The organism is Actinacidiphila sp. bgisy145 (genome assembly GCF_057708125.1).
Map to the genome: position 1 here is coordinate 25,140 of NZ_JBYIRL010000063.1, position 13,678 is coordinate 38,817.

Consider the following 13,678-nt stretch of genomic DNA (forward strand, 5'->3'; position numbering starts at 1 on the left):
TCTCCCGTCTCCCGTCTCCCGTCTCCCGGATCTGGAGTCCTGATGACCGATGTGATCACCGCCCGGCGCTCCCTGTACGACGACGACCACGAGGCCCTGCGGGAGACGGTGCGCGCCTTCGTCGACAAGCACGCCGTGCCCCACGCCGACCGGTGGCGGCAGGAGGGCCGCGTCGACCGCTGGCTGTTCAGGGAAGCCGCCAGGGCGGGCATCCTCGGCTTCTCCATCCCGGAGGAGTACGGCGGCGCCGGGGTCGGCGACTTCCGCTTCAACGCCGTGATCGGCGAGGAGTTCTCGCGGCACCCGGTCTCCGACGGCATGGCGGGGATCTCGCTGTCCAACGACATCGTCATCCCCTACTTCACCGACCTCACCGACGAGGAGCAGCGGGCCCGGTGGCTGCCGGGCATCGCCGCCGGGGACCTCGTCGTCGCGGTCGCGATGACCGAGCCCGGCACCGGCAGCGACCTGGCCGGCATCGCCACCACCGCGGTCCGCGACGGCGAGGAGTACGTGGTCAACGGCAGCAAGGTGTTCATCTCCAACGGGCAGAACGCCGACCTGGTCGTCACCGCGGTGCGCACCGGCCCGGACCGGCACCGCGGGATCAGCCTGCTGGTCGTGGAGAGCGACCGCCCCGGCTTCTCCCGCGGCCGCAACCTGGAGAAGGTCGGGCTGCACGCCCAGGACACCAGCGAGCTGTTCTTCTCCGACGTGCGGGTGCCCGCCGCCAACCTGCTCGGCGCGGAGGGCTCGGGCTTCAAGGCGCTGATGCGCAACCTCCCCCAGGAGCGGATCTCCATCGCCGCCGGCGCGGTCTCCTCGATGGAGGGCGTGCTGGAGCGCACCGTGGCGTACGTCAAGGAGCGCAAGGCGTTCGGCCAGGCGATCGGGTCCTTCCAGAACACCCGGTTCCAGCTCGCCGACATGGTGACGACCGCCCGGGTGGGCCGCGCCTACGTCGACGACCTGCTCGGGCGGCACTCCCGCGGCGAGCTGAGCGCGGTGGACGCCGCGGCGGCGAAGTTCTGGGCCACCGAGCGGTACGTCGACATCGTCGGGCGCTGCCTTCAACTGCACGGCGCCTACGGCTACATGCTGGAGTACCGGATCGCCCACGACTACCTCGACTCGCGGATCTCCACCATCTACGGGGGCACCACGGAGATCATGAAGGAGATCGTGGGCCGCGACCTGGGCCTGTAGCACCGGCGCCCTTGCCGCCCCTTCGACCACTACGACAGCTACCTAACGTTCGCTAGACTTCGTCGCGACGGGTCGGCCCGGCAGCGACGAGGAGCAGGCGCATGGCGACGAAGACGACCGGCGGCGGGTCCGGGGCGGACACGGCTTCGGCCCCTGCCGCGGACCCGGCCGGACCCGTCGGCGACTGGCGGGAGTTCGCGCCGCTGGACCTGCATCCCGTGCTGGCGGCCGCGCTGGCGGAGTTCCGCGAGCACGGCTACCACGGCACCTCCGTGCGGGACGTCGCCCGCCGGGCGGGCATCACCGTGCCGACGATCTACTACCACTTCGCCAACAAGCAGGGGCTGCTCGTCGCGCTGCTGGAAGGCGCGGTGGGCGAGGTGCTGCAACGGGCCCGGCTCGCCGACGCGGAGGCGGGCGGGCGGGTGCTGGAGCGGTTCTCCAACGTCGTCGAGTGCGTGGTGCTGCACATGACCCACCGGGTGGCGACGGCGGGGCTGGACTGCGAGCTGCGCTACCTGGAGCCGGCCAACCGCCGGAAGTACGCGGCGCTGCGCAAGGAGTTGGAGGACCTGCTGCGGGAGATCGTCGAGGAGGGCGTGGCGCAGGGGCTGTTCGAGGTGGACCGGGCGCCGGACACCACCCGGGCGCTGCTGGGCATGTGCCAGGCGGTGACGGGCTGGTACCGCGAGGGCGGTCCGCTGCCGCCGGCGGAGATCGCCGACCGCTACGCGGCGATCGCCCTGCGCACGGTGGGGGCGCGGGTGCGGCCGGCGCCGCGCGCCCGCACCGCACGGGCGGTGTGAGGCCCGGCGGACGTGACGGCCGGTCAGAACACCAGGACCGGCTTGACCGCGGCGCCCGAGCGGGAGTCGGCCGCGGCCCGGTCGATGTCGGCGAAGGGGTAGGGCGTGACGATCTCCTCCAGCGGCAGGCGTCCGGCGGCCCGCAGCGCCAGCAGGCGCGGGATGAACTCCTGGGGGCGGGCGTCGCCCTCGACGCAGCCGCGCACGGTCTTGCCGCCCCACAGCAGGTCCTCGGCGTCCAGGGTCAGCCGCGGCTCGCCCAGGCCCACCAGGACCAGGGTGCCGGTGCGCGCCAGGGCCCGTACGGCCGGGGCGATCACATCGGGGCTGCCGGTGGTGTCCAGCGCGTGGGTGGCTCCCCCGCCGGTCAGGTCCCGTACGGCGGCGACGACGTCGCAGCCGGCCGGGTCGAGCGCCGCGGTCGCGCCCAGCCGCAGCGCCAGGGCGCGCCGGCCCGGTACCGGGTCGACGGCGACGATCGTGTCGGCGTCGGCGGCGCGCGCGGCCATCAGCGCGGCGCAGCCCACCGCGCCGGCGCCGTAGACGGCGAGGCGGGCACCGGGCGCCGGGCGCAGCACGTTGAGCACCGCGCCCGCGCCGGTCTGCACCCCGCAGCCCAGCGGCGCGGCGGTCACCAGGTCGGTGCCGGGGGCGACGACCACCGTGTTGCCGGCGGACGCGAGCGCGTGGGTGGCGAAGCTGGACTGGCCGAAGAAGGCGCCCGCGACCGGGGTGCCGTCCTGGTGCAGCGTGGGGGTGCCGTCCGGGCGCGGGCCGGGCGCGTTGAGCCGGCCCAGGCGGGCGCAGTAGGCGGGGTGGCCGGCCCGGCAGGTGCCGCAGGCGCCGCAGTGCCGGTAGCTGAGCACAACCCGGTCGCCGGGGTGGATGCCGGTGACGCCGGCGCCGGTCTCCTCGACGACGCCGGCGCCCTCGTGCCCGAGGACGTAGGGGCCTTTCGCCGGCGGCAGCAGGGCGCGGTAGTGCAGGTCGGTGCGGCAGATGCCGCTGGCCGCCATGCGGACGAGCACTTCGCCCTCGCGGGGCGCGTCGAGCGTGACGGTCTCGAGGAAGAACGGCTGCTCGGGGTGGCGGGAGAGTGCGGCGGTGATCTCCATGCGGGCTACTGCCTTCCTGGGGTGCCGTGCCGGGGTGGTCCGGCGCCTTGGGGCCGTCCTACGGTCCGGCGCGGCGCGTGCGCGGGCCGGGTGCCGGTCACCGTCCGCGCCCGAGGGCGGCGCGTCCGGCCCGGACCAGGGCCGGCACCGACGCGCCCGCGCCGCGAAGCCGTCGCCGACGGTGACGCCCTTGAGGTGGCGGGCGTGCACGCCCTCGGCGATCACCGCGATCTTGAAGTGGGCCAGGGCCCGGTAGAAGGGCAGCGCGCTGAGGTCGCGGCCGCTGAACAGCGCGTACCGCTCGGCGAGTTCGTCCGGGCCGGGGAAGCCGGGGGCGGTGGCGGCGGGGGTGCCCAGGAGGGCGTCGACCGCCGGGTCGCGGTAGGCGAGGAAGGTGCCGAGGTCGGCGAGGGGGTCGCCGAGGGTGGACAGCTCCCAGTCCACGACGGCGCGCACCCGCCCGATGTCGGCCGGGTCGAGGATGGTGTTGTCGACGCGGAAGTCCCCGTGCACGATCGTCGCACCGCTCCCGTGCCGCCCCGCGGTGCCCGGTGCCTTGTCCACCGCCTGGTCCAAGGCCCGGTCCAACGCCTCGTGCAGCAGGAGCAGTTCGGGCAGCGGGCGGGTGGCGACCAGCTCCCACTGAGCGCGCCGGCGGTCGAGCTGGCGCCGCAGGTAGCCCTCGGGGCGGCCCCAGCCGGTCAGCCCGACCTCGGGGTGGGGCACGGCGTGCAGCAGGGCGAGCTGCTCGACCAGCCCGTCCGAGCAGCGCCGCAGGGCGTACGGGGTGAGCCCGGCGGTGTCGGCGCGCGAGCGCAGCACGCGTCCTTCGACGTGGGCCACGACGGTGAACGGGGCGCCGGTCACCTCCGGGTCCGTGCAGTGGGCCAGCGGCTGGGGGACGGCGACGGCGCTGCCGTGCAGGGCGGACATCACCCGGAACTCGCGGCCGACGTCGTGGGCGGAGGGGGTGAGCCCGCCCAGCGGCGGCCGGCGCACCACCCAGGAGCTGCGGCCGTCGGTGACGCGTGAGGTGAGGTTGGAGCGGCCGCCGTGCAGGACGGTCGCCGCCAGCGGGCCCTGGCAGTCCGGGACATGGCCGGCGAACCAGCGCGACAGGGCGGGCAGGTCGAGGCCGGGCGGAGTGCCTGCGGCGGCGGGCGTCGGCGCCATGCTCGGGATCTCCAGGACGCGCAGCCCCGCCAGCGGGCCGGCGGCGGGCGCCGTCACGCGTCCGCCGTCCCGATGCGGCGCAGGGCGCGCCGGCCGATCGACCAGCGGTGGGTCTCGGAGGGGCCGTCGTAGATCCGGAACGGCCGCACCTCGCGCAGGTAGGCCGCCAGGGGCAGGTCCCCGGAGATGCCGAGCGCCCCGCACACCTGCACCGCGCGGTCGACGACCCGCCCCACCGCCTCGGCGGTGAAGGTCTTCGCCACGGACGACTCGTGCTTGCCGCCGCCCTGGTCGAGGGTCCAGGCGGCCTGGCGCAGCAGCTCCTGCTCGGCCGGCAGGACCACCGCCCGGACGAAGTCGGCGGTGCGCTCGCGGAGTTCCACGAGATCGGGCTCAAAGGTGAAATCGATCGCCATACGGACCTCGCGGCTGTCGGAGGGGCGTCTACCTAACGCTCGTTCAGCTCGTTCAGACGCTAGAAGCCGCTGGGGCGAGCGGTCAATACGCCGAGGCCCGATCTCCCAGAAATCACGCGGGATATCACCGCAATACGGCTGATCGGCGCTCCGGATCTCCGCGCCGCGACCTGGTCGGTCGGCGAGCCCACCGTCCCGGACCTATCGATCGTTAAGCCAGGTGCCCCCGGCGGGGGGCCGCCGTACCCGGTACGGTGTCAGCCGGCGCGGACGCCGTCGATGAAGCGGGCGGCGAGGTCCAGCCGCTCGGCGAGGGTGGCCGGGGTCTGCTGGAAATCGATGAACAGCTCGTGGACACCGGCCTGTTCGGCGGCGCGCGCGTAGGCGACGTACTGGTTGAGGGTGCCCTGCGAGGGGACCTGGTCCGGGTCGGCGGGCGTGCGGGTCAATGTCGGGTTGATACGCAGCGCCATCCGCAGGCCGGCGCCGTCCCGCCCGGCCCGGTCCGCCTCGTCCAGGATGGCCGACCACTGCGCGGTAAGGCGGGGCAGCGGCATGCCCACCGGCAGCCAGCCGTCGGCACGGCGCGCGAGCCGGCGGATGCCGACGGGGCTGAACGCGGCCAGCAGGACCGGGGACCGCGGGCGTTGGCGCGGGCGCAGTCCGACAACGGTCCCCGGCACGGTGAACAGCGGCCCGTCGTGGGCGAACTCGCCGCCGGCCCAGTAGGCGTCCAGGATGTCGAGCGTCTCGTCCAGCCGGGCGCCCCGGCCCCGCCAGGGCACGCCGACCGCGGTGTACTCCTCGGGCATCCAGCCCAGGCCCAGCCCGACGTCCAGCCGGCCGCCGCTGAGCAGGTCCAGGGTGGTCAGCGACCGGGCGAGCATGATCGGCGCGTGCCACAGCCCGTTGAGGGTGCTGGTGCCCAGGCGGACCCGGCCGGTGTGGGCGGCGGCGAGCGTCAGGCTCACCAGCGGGTCCATGAAGTTCTCGTAGGACCGCGGCATCACCGGGTCCTTGCCCGGGTAGGGCACGCTGGGCGTGCGGGGTGCGAGCACCCGGTCGCCCGTCCACAGCGAGTCGTACCCCAGCTCCTCGGCGGTACGGCTGACGGTGGTGATCGCCTCCGCGTGGGCGTCGGCGCCGAAGGTCGGGAGGGCCAGGCCCAGTCGCATGCGTGGTGCCCTTCGAGTCGGGGGTGGGCGAACATGTGCGGGAAGCGCTCCCCACACATGTTTCTCCCGGACGGCCGACAGCTCAAGGGCGTACTGGACACCCTCCACCAGGGGACGCCCGCACGCGTGCAACCGCCTTGAGGGTGGCTCATCCACGACCACCTCCGGCCCGGTCCGGGGACGGGCGCCGGTGGTCAGTTCAGGGGCGCCGCGTCGCCGCGGGGGCCGTCGGGCGGCGAGGTGTCGGGGGGCGCGCCGCGTTCGAGGAAGCGGCGGAATCCGCGCCCGGCGAGGACCAGGAGGTGGCGTGAGGGGGTTCCGCCCGGGCCGCCGCTCCACGGCGGCTCGTGCCGGACGCCGGAGACACCGGCGCCGGGGGGTGCAGTCGGGTCACTCGGTGGTACGGCCGCGGGGGGCGGCACGAGTGCGGACATGCTGGTGGGGGTCCTTTGCTCGGCGGTGCGCGGGGCCCACCTGCGCGGGAGGGGTGACGCGCAGGTGGGCCGGTCCGGGCGGGCGGTGGGTGCGGGGAAAGGGTGGGGGTAGCGGGGGAAAAGGGGAACGCGGGGAAAGCCGTCGGCGAACGGCTTTCTCCGCACGGCCGCTTACGAGTCTGCCGAACGGGAAAGCCCGGCCCGCGCCGACACGTGCGAGATCCGTATACCTAGAATCGCGGGCGCTCCCCGCCGGATTCCCTCCTCGGTAGTCCAGGAGGCGCGGACCGGACCGGCCTCGGACGGTCCGTGGCGGGCCCGCATCGGCGCGTCGAGGGACCGTTTCGATCAGGGACGCTCGCCCGTCGGCGAATTGGCGCCATCTCCCCCGGCCCGGCAGCCGCACCCTCTAGCCTGGACCGAACGCAATGCGTCAGCGTCCGCGTACGCACCGCTTAAGGAGTACAGCAGCGTGAGCATGGCCACACGATTCGGCCAGATCCGGTCCGGGCTGCCGAGCGCGGTCACCTCCTTCGTCGGGCGGGACACCGAACTCGCCGACGTCCGGCGCCTGTTGGACGAGGTGCGGCTGGTCACCCTGATCGGCCCGGGCGGGGTCGGCAAGAGCCGGATCGCGCTGCGCGCGGCGGGCGACCGCTCCGGGGAGTACCCGGACGGCGTGTGCCTGGCGGAGCTGTCGGGCCTGCAGCAGGGCGAGCTGCTCCCGCAGACCCTGGCGGACCTGCTGGGCATCCGCGACCCGGGCGACCCGCTCGCGGCCGTCGTGGACCACCTGAGCACCCGCCGGATGCTGATGGTGCTGGACACCTGCGAGCACCTGGTCGACGAGTGCGCGCTGCTGGTCGACCTGATCCTGCGGGAGACCCCGCACGTCCAGGTGCTGGCCACCAGCCGCCAGCCGCTGGAGGTCCCCGGCGAGCACACCCTCACCGTCCCGCCGCTGGACGTGGAGTCCGGCGACGCGGCGCTGCTGTTCACCCAGCGGGCCGCGGCCATCGTCCCCGGTTTCCGGATCACCGACGACAACCGCGACGACGTCCAGGCGCTGTGCCGCCGGCTGGACGGCATCCCGCTGGCCATCGAGCTGGCGACGGTGCGGCTGCGCGCGATTCCGCTGGACCAGCTCGCCGCCCGGCTGGAGGACCGGTTCCGGGTGCTGACCGGCGGCCGCCGCACCGCGCTGCCGCGCCACCAGACGCTGCGCACCGCCATCGGCTGGAGCCACGAACTGTGCTCCCCCGAGGAGCGGTTGGTGTGGGCGCGGCTGTCGGTGTTCGCCGGCACCTTCGACCTTTCGGCCGCGGAGAAGGTGACCGCGGGCGGCGACATCTACCAGGAGGAGGTCATCGAGCTGCTGATCAGCCTGGTCGACAAGTCGATCGTGCTGCGGGTCGACGCCCCCTCGGGTGTCCGCTACCGGCTGCTGGACACGATGCGGGAGTACGGCGCGGAGTGGCTGGAGCGCACCGGCGAGCAGGAGGCCACCAGCAACCGGCACCTGGCCCACTACGCCGAGACGGCCGCGGCCTTCGAGCGCACCGCGTACACCGACCGCCAGGTCGACGAGGTGCAGCAGCTGGCCCGGGACTGGGCCAATGTGCGCACCGCGCTGGAGCGCGCGCACGGCGCCGGCCAGGGCGATCCGGTGGAGGCGCTGCGGCTGACGGTCCGGCTGGTCCCGTACTGGCTGTGCACGTCGCGCTTCAGCGAGGGCCGGCTGTGGTTGCAGCGCAGCCTGGAGCGGGTCGGCCGGCCGCTGCCGGAGCGGGCCGAGGCGCTCGCGCACCACGCCCACCTGTCGTTCGTGCAGGGCGACCGGCCCGCGGCGCAGGACGCGGTCCGGCAGGCGCTGGACCTGGCCGGCCGGCTCGGCGACGACCGGCTGCTGGGCTACGCGCACCAGGTCGCGGGCCTGGGCCACCTGCTGGCCGGCCAGGACGCGGAGGCCGACGGGCACTTCGCCCGCTCGCGGGAGCTGACGCTGCGCAGCGGGTACGAGCTGGGGATCGGTTTCGTGCACATGCACGACGCGATGATCGCCGCCTTCACCGGGGACTCCGAGCGGGCCATGGCCGCCGACCGGGCGTACCGCAAGGAGTTCGGGGCCAGCGGCGAGTCGTTCTTCCGGTCGTTCATCCAGGAGTTCATCGGGCTGGCGCTGTGGGTGCAGGGGCGGCCCGCGGAGTGCGGGCCGGTGATCCGCCGGGCGATCCGCCTCAAGGCCGAGCAGGACGAGGCCGACGGCATCGCGACCTGCCTGGAGGTGCTGGCGTGGGAGGCCGCGGCCGCCGGGCGCCCGGTGCGGGCGGCCTGGCTGCTGGGCGCGGCCGACGCCTACTTCCGGGCCGGCGACGTGATACTGATGTGGGGTCGGGAGAGCCTGGGCCGGGACCACCAGCGGATCGTCGCGCAGGTCACCGAGCAGCTCGGGCAGGCGCGGTTCAGCGAGCTGTTCCGCCAGGGCATGGAGCTGGACGACGAGCTGGCGGTGACGCTCGCCGCCGAGGACGCCGAGGAGCCGCTGCCGGAGCAGCCGGCCGGTCCGGGCGGGCCGGCCGGTGCGGACGCCCTCACCCGCCGGGAGCGGGAGATCGCCGAGCTGATCGGCACGGGCATGTCCAACCGCGAGATCGCCGAGCAGTTGGTCATCTCCAAGCGGACGGCCGACTCGCATGTGGAGCACATCCTCAACAAGCTGGGCTGCTCGCGCCGCGGCCAGATCGCCGCCTTCCTGGGCTCCGCGCCGGCCACCGCCGCCGCGCCGGCCGCCGAGGGCGCGCTCCCCCGCCCGCCGGCTCCGCGCACGCCCGCCGAGGAGTCCGACGCGTCCGCGGCCGGGGGCGGCGCCCGGTAGCGACCGTTCCGGTCCGGGCCGGGCCGCCCCGGGCGGTGCGAAGTGGGCCCGTTTCCCGCCTGCGGGGCCGGTTCCGTGCCTGGTCTGGGCGCGGGGCGTGGCCGATACTTGGCGCGTGACCGACACGGTGCGCACCAGCGAACTGCCCACGCCTGTACGGGAGTTACTGACCGGCCGGTTCGCCTGGTTCCTCGCGGGGCGGACGGTGGACCTGGCCGGCTCCTCGATGACCACGGTGGCGCTGTCGCTCGCCGTGCTCCAGGCCACCGGCAGCGCCTCGGACCTGGGCGTGGTCCTCGCGGCGAACATCGTGCCGAACCTGACGCTGCTGCTGGTGGGCGGCACCGTCGCGGACCGGATGCGCCGAAGACGGCTGCTGGTCGCCGCGAACCTGATCTCGGGCGCGCTGCTGGCGGGGATGGCCGCGCTGCTGCTCGCGGGCGCCTACCGCCTGCCCGCGCTCGCCCTGCTGTCCTTCGGCACCGGCGCCGTGTCCGCCTTCACCGCGCCGGCGCTGCGCGGGATCGTGCCCGAACTGGTGCCGCGCCACGACCTGTTCCGTGCGAACGCGCTGCTGGCCAGCAGCCAGAACACGGTACGGATCGTGGGGCCGGTCGTGGCGAGTGTGCTGGTGGCGACCGCGGGGGGCGGGTGGGCGCTGGCGGTGGACGGCCTGAGCTGCTGGCTGGCGGCGCTGGCCTTCCTGCGCCTGCCCGGCGGGAGCCGGCCGCCGGCCTCGGGGCAGCGGCTCCTGCGGGAACTCGCCGACGGCTGGGCGGTCTTCAGGTCGCTGCGCTGGGTGGTGCTGATGGCCATGTCCTTCGCGCTGGTCAACGCCTTCAACGTCGGCCCGTGGAACGTGCTGGGGCCCGAGGTGGTGATGGGGCAGGACGGCGCCGTGGGGTGGGGGGCGGTGCAGGCCGTGCGGGCGGCGGGGCTGCTGGTGATGAGCGTGGTGGCGGTCCGGCTGGTCTTCCGGCGGCCGCTGCGGGACGGCCGGATCTGGGGCGCGCTCGCCGGGCTGCCGCTGCTGGCGCTGGGGTGGTCCGGCACGGCGTGGGTGGTGGCGCCCGCGGCGTTCGTGGGCGGGCTGGGGTTCTCGGTGGCGGCGATCACCTGGGAGAGCACGTTGCAGGAGGCGGTGCCGCAGCAGAGCCTGTCCCGGGTCACCGCCTACGACGACCTGCTGTCCTTCCTGGCCATTCCGCTCTCGCAGCTCCTGGCGGGGCCGCTGGGCCGGGCGGCCGGGGCGAGGGAGGTCTGCACGCTGTGCGGGATCGGCTGCATCGCCTCCTGTGTCCTGCCGCTGCTGGACCGGCAGGTGCGCACCATGGAGTCGTGAGCGGTGCCGCGGCCGGTGCCGTGGGCGGTTGCGAAGATCGGCGGGCAGCCGTCAGGCTGGAGCGAGTTCGGTGCGGGAGACCGCCGCGGGCCTTCACCGCGGCGGCGCCGCCGACCAGCGAAGGGCCCGCAGATGGTGAAGTCCGGCAACCCCTGGGTGCTGGCGTTCGACGAGCCGCCCGCGCACGCGCCGGTGCGGCTGTTCTGCCTGCCGTACGCGGGCGGCAGCCCGCACGCGTTCGGTGCGTGGGCCGCCGCGCTCGCACCGCACGTCGAGGTGCTCGCGATCGCGCCGCCCGGCCAGGGCCACCGCGTCTACGAGGAGCCGTACGAGCAGTGGCCGGCGCTGCGGGACGACGCGTTCGCCGCGCTCGCACCGCTGCTGGACCGGCCGCACGCGTTCTACGGGCACAGCCTCGGCGCGCGGCTGGGCTACGAACTGGCCCGGCTGGCGGCCGAGAAGTGCCCGGGGGCGACCCGGCGGCTGTTCGTCAGCGGGTGCCGCAGCCCCCGATGGCCGCAGCAGCGGCCGTATCTGCACGAGGAGCCGTACGACGGGTTCGTGGCGGGGCTGCGGGAGCTGGGCGGCACCCCGCAGGAGGTGCTGGACCACCCGGCCCTGATGCGGACGCTCTTCCCGTCGCTGCGCGCGCAGATCCGGCTCGCGGAGCTGTGGCAGGACGAGCACGACGGGCCGCTGCCCATGCCGGTCACCGCGATGTACGGGCGGCAGGACCGGACCGACGGCGAGGCCGCCATGCGCGGCTGGGCGCGGGTCGGCGGCCCGGGCAGCGAGGTGCTCGGCATGGACGGCGGGCACTTCTTCCTGGACACCGACCCGGCCAGTGTGCTGGCGGTCCTGGGGGCGCGGTTGCGCGAGGTGTGAGCCGGGCCCGGCGCCCGGGTACGGGGTCGGCGCCGGTGATGACGCGTCAGGCACCGCCGCCGGTGCGGCGGTTGCGCAGGCGGGGCACGAGGCGCAGGGCGGCTGCGGCGGCGAGTGCGGCCGCGGCCAGGATGCCCGCGATGAGGGCGGCCAGGTGCCCGCTGCTGCTGCCGGTCTTCGCGGTGTCCGCGGCGGCGACGTCGGTCGCGGTGTCCGGGCGCTGTCCCGGGCCGCTCGTGCCCGGGACAGCGCCGGACGCGGTGGCGGACGGGGTGCCGGAGGCGGCGGCCGTACTGGCGCCGGTGCTGGGTGAGGTGCTGGGTGAGGTGCTGGGTGAGGCGCTGGGGGTCCGGGTCGCCGTGGCGGGGGCGGAGGTGCCGGGGTACGTGGAGGCGCTGCTGCCGTGGCCGCCGGTGCCCGGGGCGGACGGGGAGCCGGGGGCGGCGGGCGGGGTGGTCTTCGTCGCGGACGGGGTGACGCGGAAGGCCGCCACGGTGCCGGACTGCCCGGCGTTCAGAGTGCAGGGCACGTCGACCTTGCCGACCGCAACGAGGTCGCCGCTTGCGTCCTCGGGGACCAGGTGCAGGGTGAAGTCGCCCGCGCTGACCGTGCCGTGGCCCGGTGCGGTGAAGCCGAGCGCGGGGGCGGTGCCGGTGGCGGGGATGGCGAAGGTGCCCGACGCGGGCACCGTGGTGGGCGTGATGGCCAGGTGGACGGACACGGTCCTGGTCCCCTGCGGCGCGGCGACGCTGGTCCGCGCGTCCACGCTGCCCTCGATGACACGCACGCCGAGGACCTGGCGCAGCCCGGCGGTGAAGGCACCGTCGACGTCGGCCGCGGCGTGCACGGCGAAGCGGGGGCTGGAGGTGCCGGCGGCGACCGACGACGGGAAGTCCGCCGAGATCCGCGCGGTGATCTGCTGGCCCCCGATGTAGGGGAAGGTGCAGGTGTAGTGCAGGGTCGCGGCCACCGGTGCGGCGGCCGCGCTCCCGGCGCCCGGGCCGGCGACGGCGGCGCCGGCCGCGGTGAGCGCCGCGCCTGCCGCCAATCCGATCCGCCGCCGCGCACTGCCCGCGCCGTAGCTGGAATCCATGGGTCTGCCTCCTTATGAGACGCGTGGCCGTGGTCGTGTGCCTGCCCGGCGGCCGGGGTGGGCGGGTGCGGGTCAGGCGCCCGGCGCCACCGCGGGCGCGGTGTCCTGCCGCGCTGGGCGCCGCTTCCCATGGTGTTCCCGGAAGGCGTGGCCGAGCTGGCTCTGGATGCGGCTGTGGCGGAACTGGTACACCGCGCCGACCTGGCGCAGCACGCCGCGCCGGTGGGCGTCGTCCAGGAAGGAGACCAGCGCCCAGGGCAGCCGTCCGGTCAGCGGCAGCCAGATGCGGGACAGCGCCACCCACTGGCCCCACGCCGTCATGCACACCCCGTATCCGAGTCCGGCGCCGAAGGCGGCCTCCAGGCCGAAGACGACGCCGACCTCCAGTCCGCGTACCGGCCCGTCGACGATCCCGTTGAGCAGGCCGGCGGCGGGGCCGATGGCCAGCGCCCACACCAGCAGGTGGTAGGCGACGTTGCGGCGGTCGATGCCGAGCAGGTCGGCGGGGCTGACCACGGACTCGGGGCGGACCGGGGCTTCGAGCACCGCGGTCAGCGCGAACACCAGCCCGGCGCCCAGGCCGAGTTCGGCGATGAACACCACCCGGGCCAGCGCTCCCCCGCCCTGCCCGTCGTCCAGCCCGAGCGGCCCGACGAGGCCCTGGTCGATGAGTTCCAGCGCGGCGGCGACCGACAGCCCGCACAGCAGGCCGACCGCGACGCGGACCCGGACCCTGCGGCCGGTGCGCCGCAGCCGCCCGCCGCGCCGGCCCCACCCGGTGAACCTGATCCGCACCGGCGACGGTTTGAGGCCGTCGCGCGCGGTCGCGTACCAGTAGACCAGCCCGAACAGCACCGCGGCCGCGAGGCCGTGCAGCACCCCGACGGCCAGGCCGCGCAGCAGCGCGAACACCGGGCCGTGGGAGGTCGCGACCAGGTCCACCGGGATGTTCCCGACACCGGCGGTCACCCCGAAGGCCGTGCCGGCCAGCAGTCCGACGATCACGGTCCGCGCCAGCCGGCTCATGCTGGTGCCCAGCTCCCACCACGCGATGTCCTGCCGCTCGCCGTCCAGGGCGGCCAGGTGGTGCGCGATGTAGCCCAACCAGCGCTGGGCGTCGGCCAGTTCCCACTGCCGCTCGGTGCCGCGGAGCGCCGC

General features: G+C 75.2%; 10 protein-coding genes and 1 pseudogene. 5 read left to right on the top strand and 6 right to left on the bottom strand.

Translation table 11 applies throughout. The features are described 5' to 3' along the window. Positions 1-42: 42 nt before the first annotated feature. Positions 43-1,206 (top strand): acyl-CoA dehydrogenase family protein, encoded by a 1,164-nt coding sequence (locus AC3ERT_RS34685; RefSeq protein WP_435179001.1) that lies wholly within the window; start codon positions 43-45, stop codon positions 1,204-1,206. 101 nt (positions 1,207-1,307) lie between these two features. Beyond that, the gene (locus AC3ERT_RS34690) at positions 1,308-2,012 is read left to right on the top strand and encodes a TetR/AcrR family transcriptional regulator (RefSeq protein WP_435179003.1); all 705 of its coding nucleotides are present in this window, start codon (positions 1,308-1,310) and stop codon (positions 2,010-2,012) included. Positions 2,013-2,035: 23 nt separating this feature from the next. Here the strand turns inward: AC3ERT_RS34690 and AC3ERT_RS34695 are convergent, their stop codons facing one another. The 4 genes from AC3ERT_RS34695 to AC3ERT_RS34710 form a co-directional block, all read right to left on the bottom strand. Continuing rightward, positions 2,036-4,357 carry a phosphotransferase gene (locus tag AC3ERT_RS34695; protein ID WP_435179005.1) on the bottom strand — a complete coding sequence of 774 codons (2,322 nt, stop codon included), beginning with the start codon at positions 4,355-4,357 and terminating at the stop codon, positions 2,036-2,038. Next, complete coding sequence (locus AC3ERT_RS34700) at positions 4,354-4,716, bottom strand: acyl-CoA dehydrogenase family protein (RefSeq protein WP_435179007.1); 363 nt, start codon at positions 4,714-4,716, stop codon at positions 4,354-4,356. Before AC3ERT_RS34700 ends, AC3ERT_RS34695 begins: the two co-directional genes overlap by 4 nt. Positions 4,717-4,973: 257 nt before the next feature. Continuing rightward, complete coding sequence (locus AC3ERT_RS34705; RefSeq protein ID WP_435179009.1) at positions 4,974-5,891, bottom strand: TIGR03619 family F420-dependent LLM class oxidoreductase; 918 nt, start codon at positions 5,889-5,891, stop codon at positions 4,974-4,976. Positions 5,892-6,085: 194 nt separating this feature from the next. Beyond that, positions 6,086-6,325, bottom strand: coding sequence for a hypothetical protein (locus AC3ERT_RS34710; protein ID WP_435130586.1), 240 nt, complete (start codon positions 6,323-6,325; stop codon positions 6,086-6,088). A 478-nt stretch (positions 6,326-6,803) separates the two neighbouring features. Here AC3ERT_RS34710 and AC3ERT_RS34715 point away from each other — a divergent pair, with 478 nt between their 5' ends. The 3 genes from AC3ERT_RS34715 to AC3ERT_RS34725 all read left to right on the top strand — a co-directional run bounded on the left by AC3ERT_RS34715 (position 6,804) and on the right by AC3ERT_RS34725 (position 11,427). Continuing rightward, the gene (locus tag AC3ERT_RS34715) at positions 6,804-9,200 is read left to right on the top strand and encodes a LuxR C-terminal-related transcriptional regulator (RefSeq protein ID WP_435130750.1); all 2,397 of its coding nucleotides are present in this window, start codon (positions 6,804-6,806) and stop codon (positions 9,198-9,200) included. A 115-nt stretch (positions 9,201-9,315) separates the two neighbouring features. After that, positions 9,316-10,542 carry an MFS transporter gene (locus AC3ERT_RS34720; RefSeq protein WP_435179012.1) on the top strand — a complete coding sequence of 409 codons (1,227 nt, stop codon included), beginning with the start codon at positions 9,316-9,318 and terminating at the stop codon, positions 10,540-10,542. 132 nt (positions 10,543-10,674) lie between these two features. Next, positions 10,675-11,427 carry a thioesterase II family protein gene (locus AC3ERT_RS34725; RefSeq protein ID WP_335972249.1) on the top strand — a complete coding sequence of 251 codons (753 nt, stop codon included), beginning with the start codon at positions 10,675-10,677 and terminating at the stop codon, positions 11,425-11,427. 46 nt (positions 11,428-11,473) lie between these two features. Here AC3ERT_RS34725 and AC3ERT_RS34730 read toward each other — a convergent pair whose 3' ends face one another. Further along, positions 11,474-12,520: a DUF6801 domain-containing protein gene (locus AC3ERT_RS34730; RefSeq protein ID WP_435179015.1), complete on the bottom strand. Its 1,047-nt coding sequence runs from the start codon at positions 12,518-12,520 to the stop codon at positions 11,474-11,476. Positions 12,521-12,592: 72 nt separating this feature from the next. Next, positions 12,593-13,678: pseudogene (locus tag AC3ERT_RS34735) on the bottom strand (XRE family transcriptional regulator); the annotation flags it as partial.

Bases quoted from the DNA above. Each gene is read 5' to 3' on its own strand.
- AC3ERT_RS34685 (WP_435179001.1), top strand. From the start codon at position 43: ATGACCGATGTGATCACCGCCCGGCGCTCCCTGTACGACGACGACCAC.
- AC3ERT_RS34700 (WP_435179007.1), bottom strand. From the start codon at position 4,716: ATGGCGATCGATTTCACCTTTGAGCCCGATCTCGTGGAACTCCGCGAG.
- AC3ERT_RS34725 (WP_335972249.1), top strand. From the start codon at position 10,675: ATGGTGAAGTCCGGCAACCCCTGGGTGCTGGCGTTCGACGAGCCGCCC.
- AC3ERT_RS34705 (WP_435179009.1), bottom strand. From the start codon at position 5,891: ATGCGACTGGGCCTGGCCCTCCCGACCTTCGGCGCCGACGCCCACGCG.
- AC3ERT_RS34730 (WP_435179015.1), bottom strand. From the start codon at position 12,520: ATGGATTCCAGCTACGGCGCGGGCAGTGCGCGGCGGCGGATCGGATTG.
- AC3ERT_RS34715 (WP_435130750.1), top strand. From the start codon at position 6,804: ATGGCCACACGATTCGGCCAGATCCGGTCCGGGCTGCCGAGCGCGGTC.
- AC3ERT_RS34690 (WP_435179003.1), top strand. From the start codon at position 1,308: ATGGCGACGAAGACGACCGGCGGCGGGTCCGGGGCGGACACGGCTTCG.
- AC3ERT_RS34710 (WP_435130586.1), bottom strand. From the start codon at position 6,325: ATGTCCGCACTCGTGCCGCCCCCCGCGGCCGTACCACCGAGTGACCCG.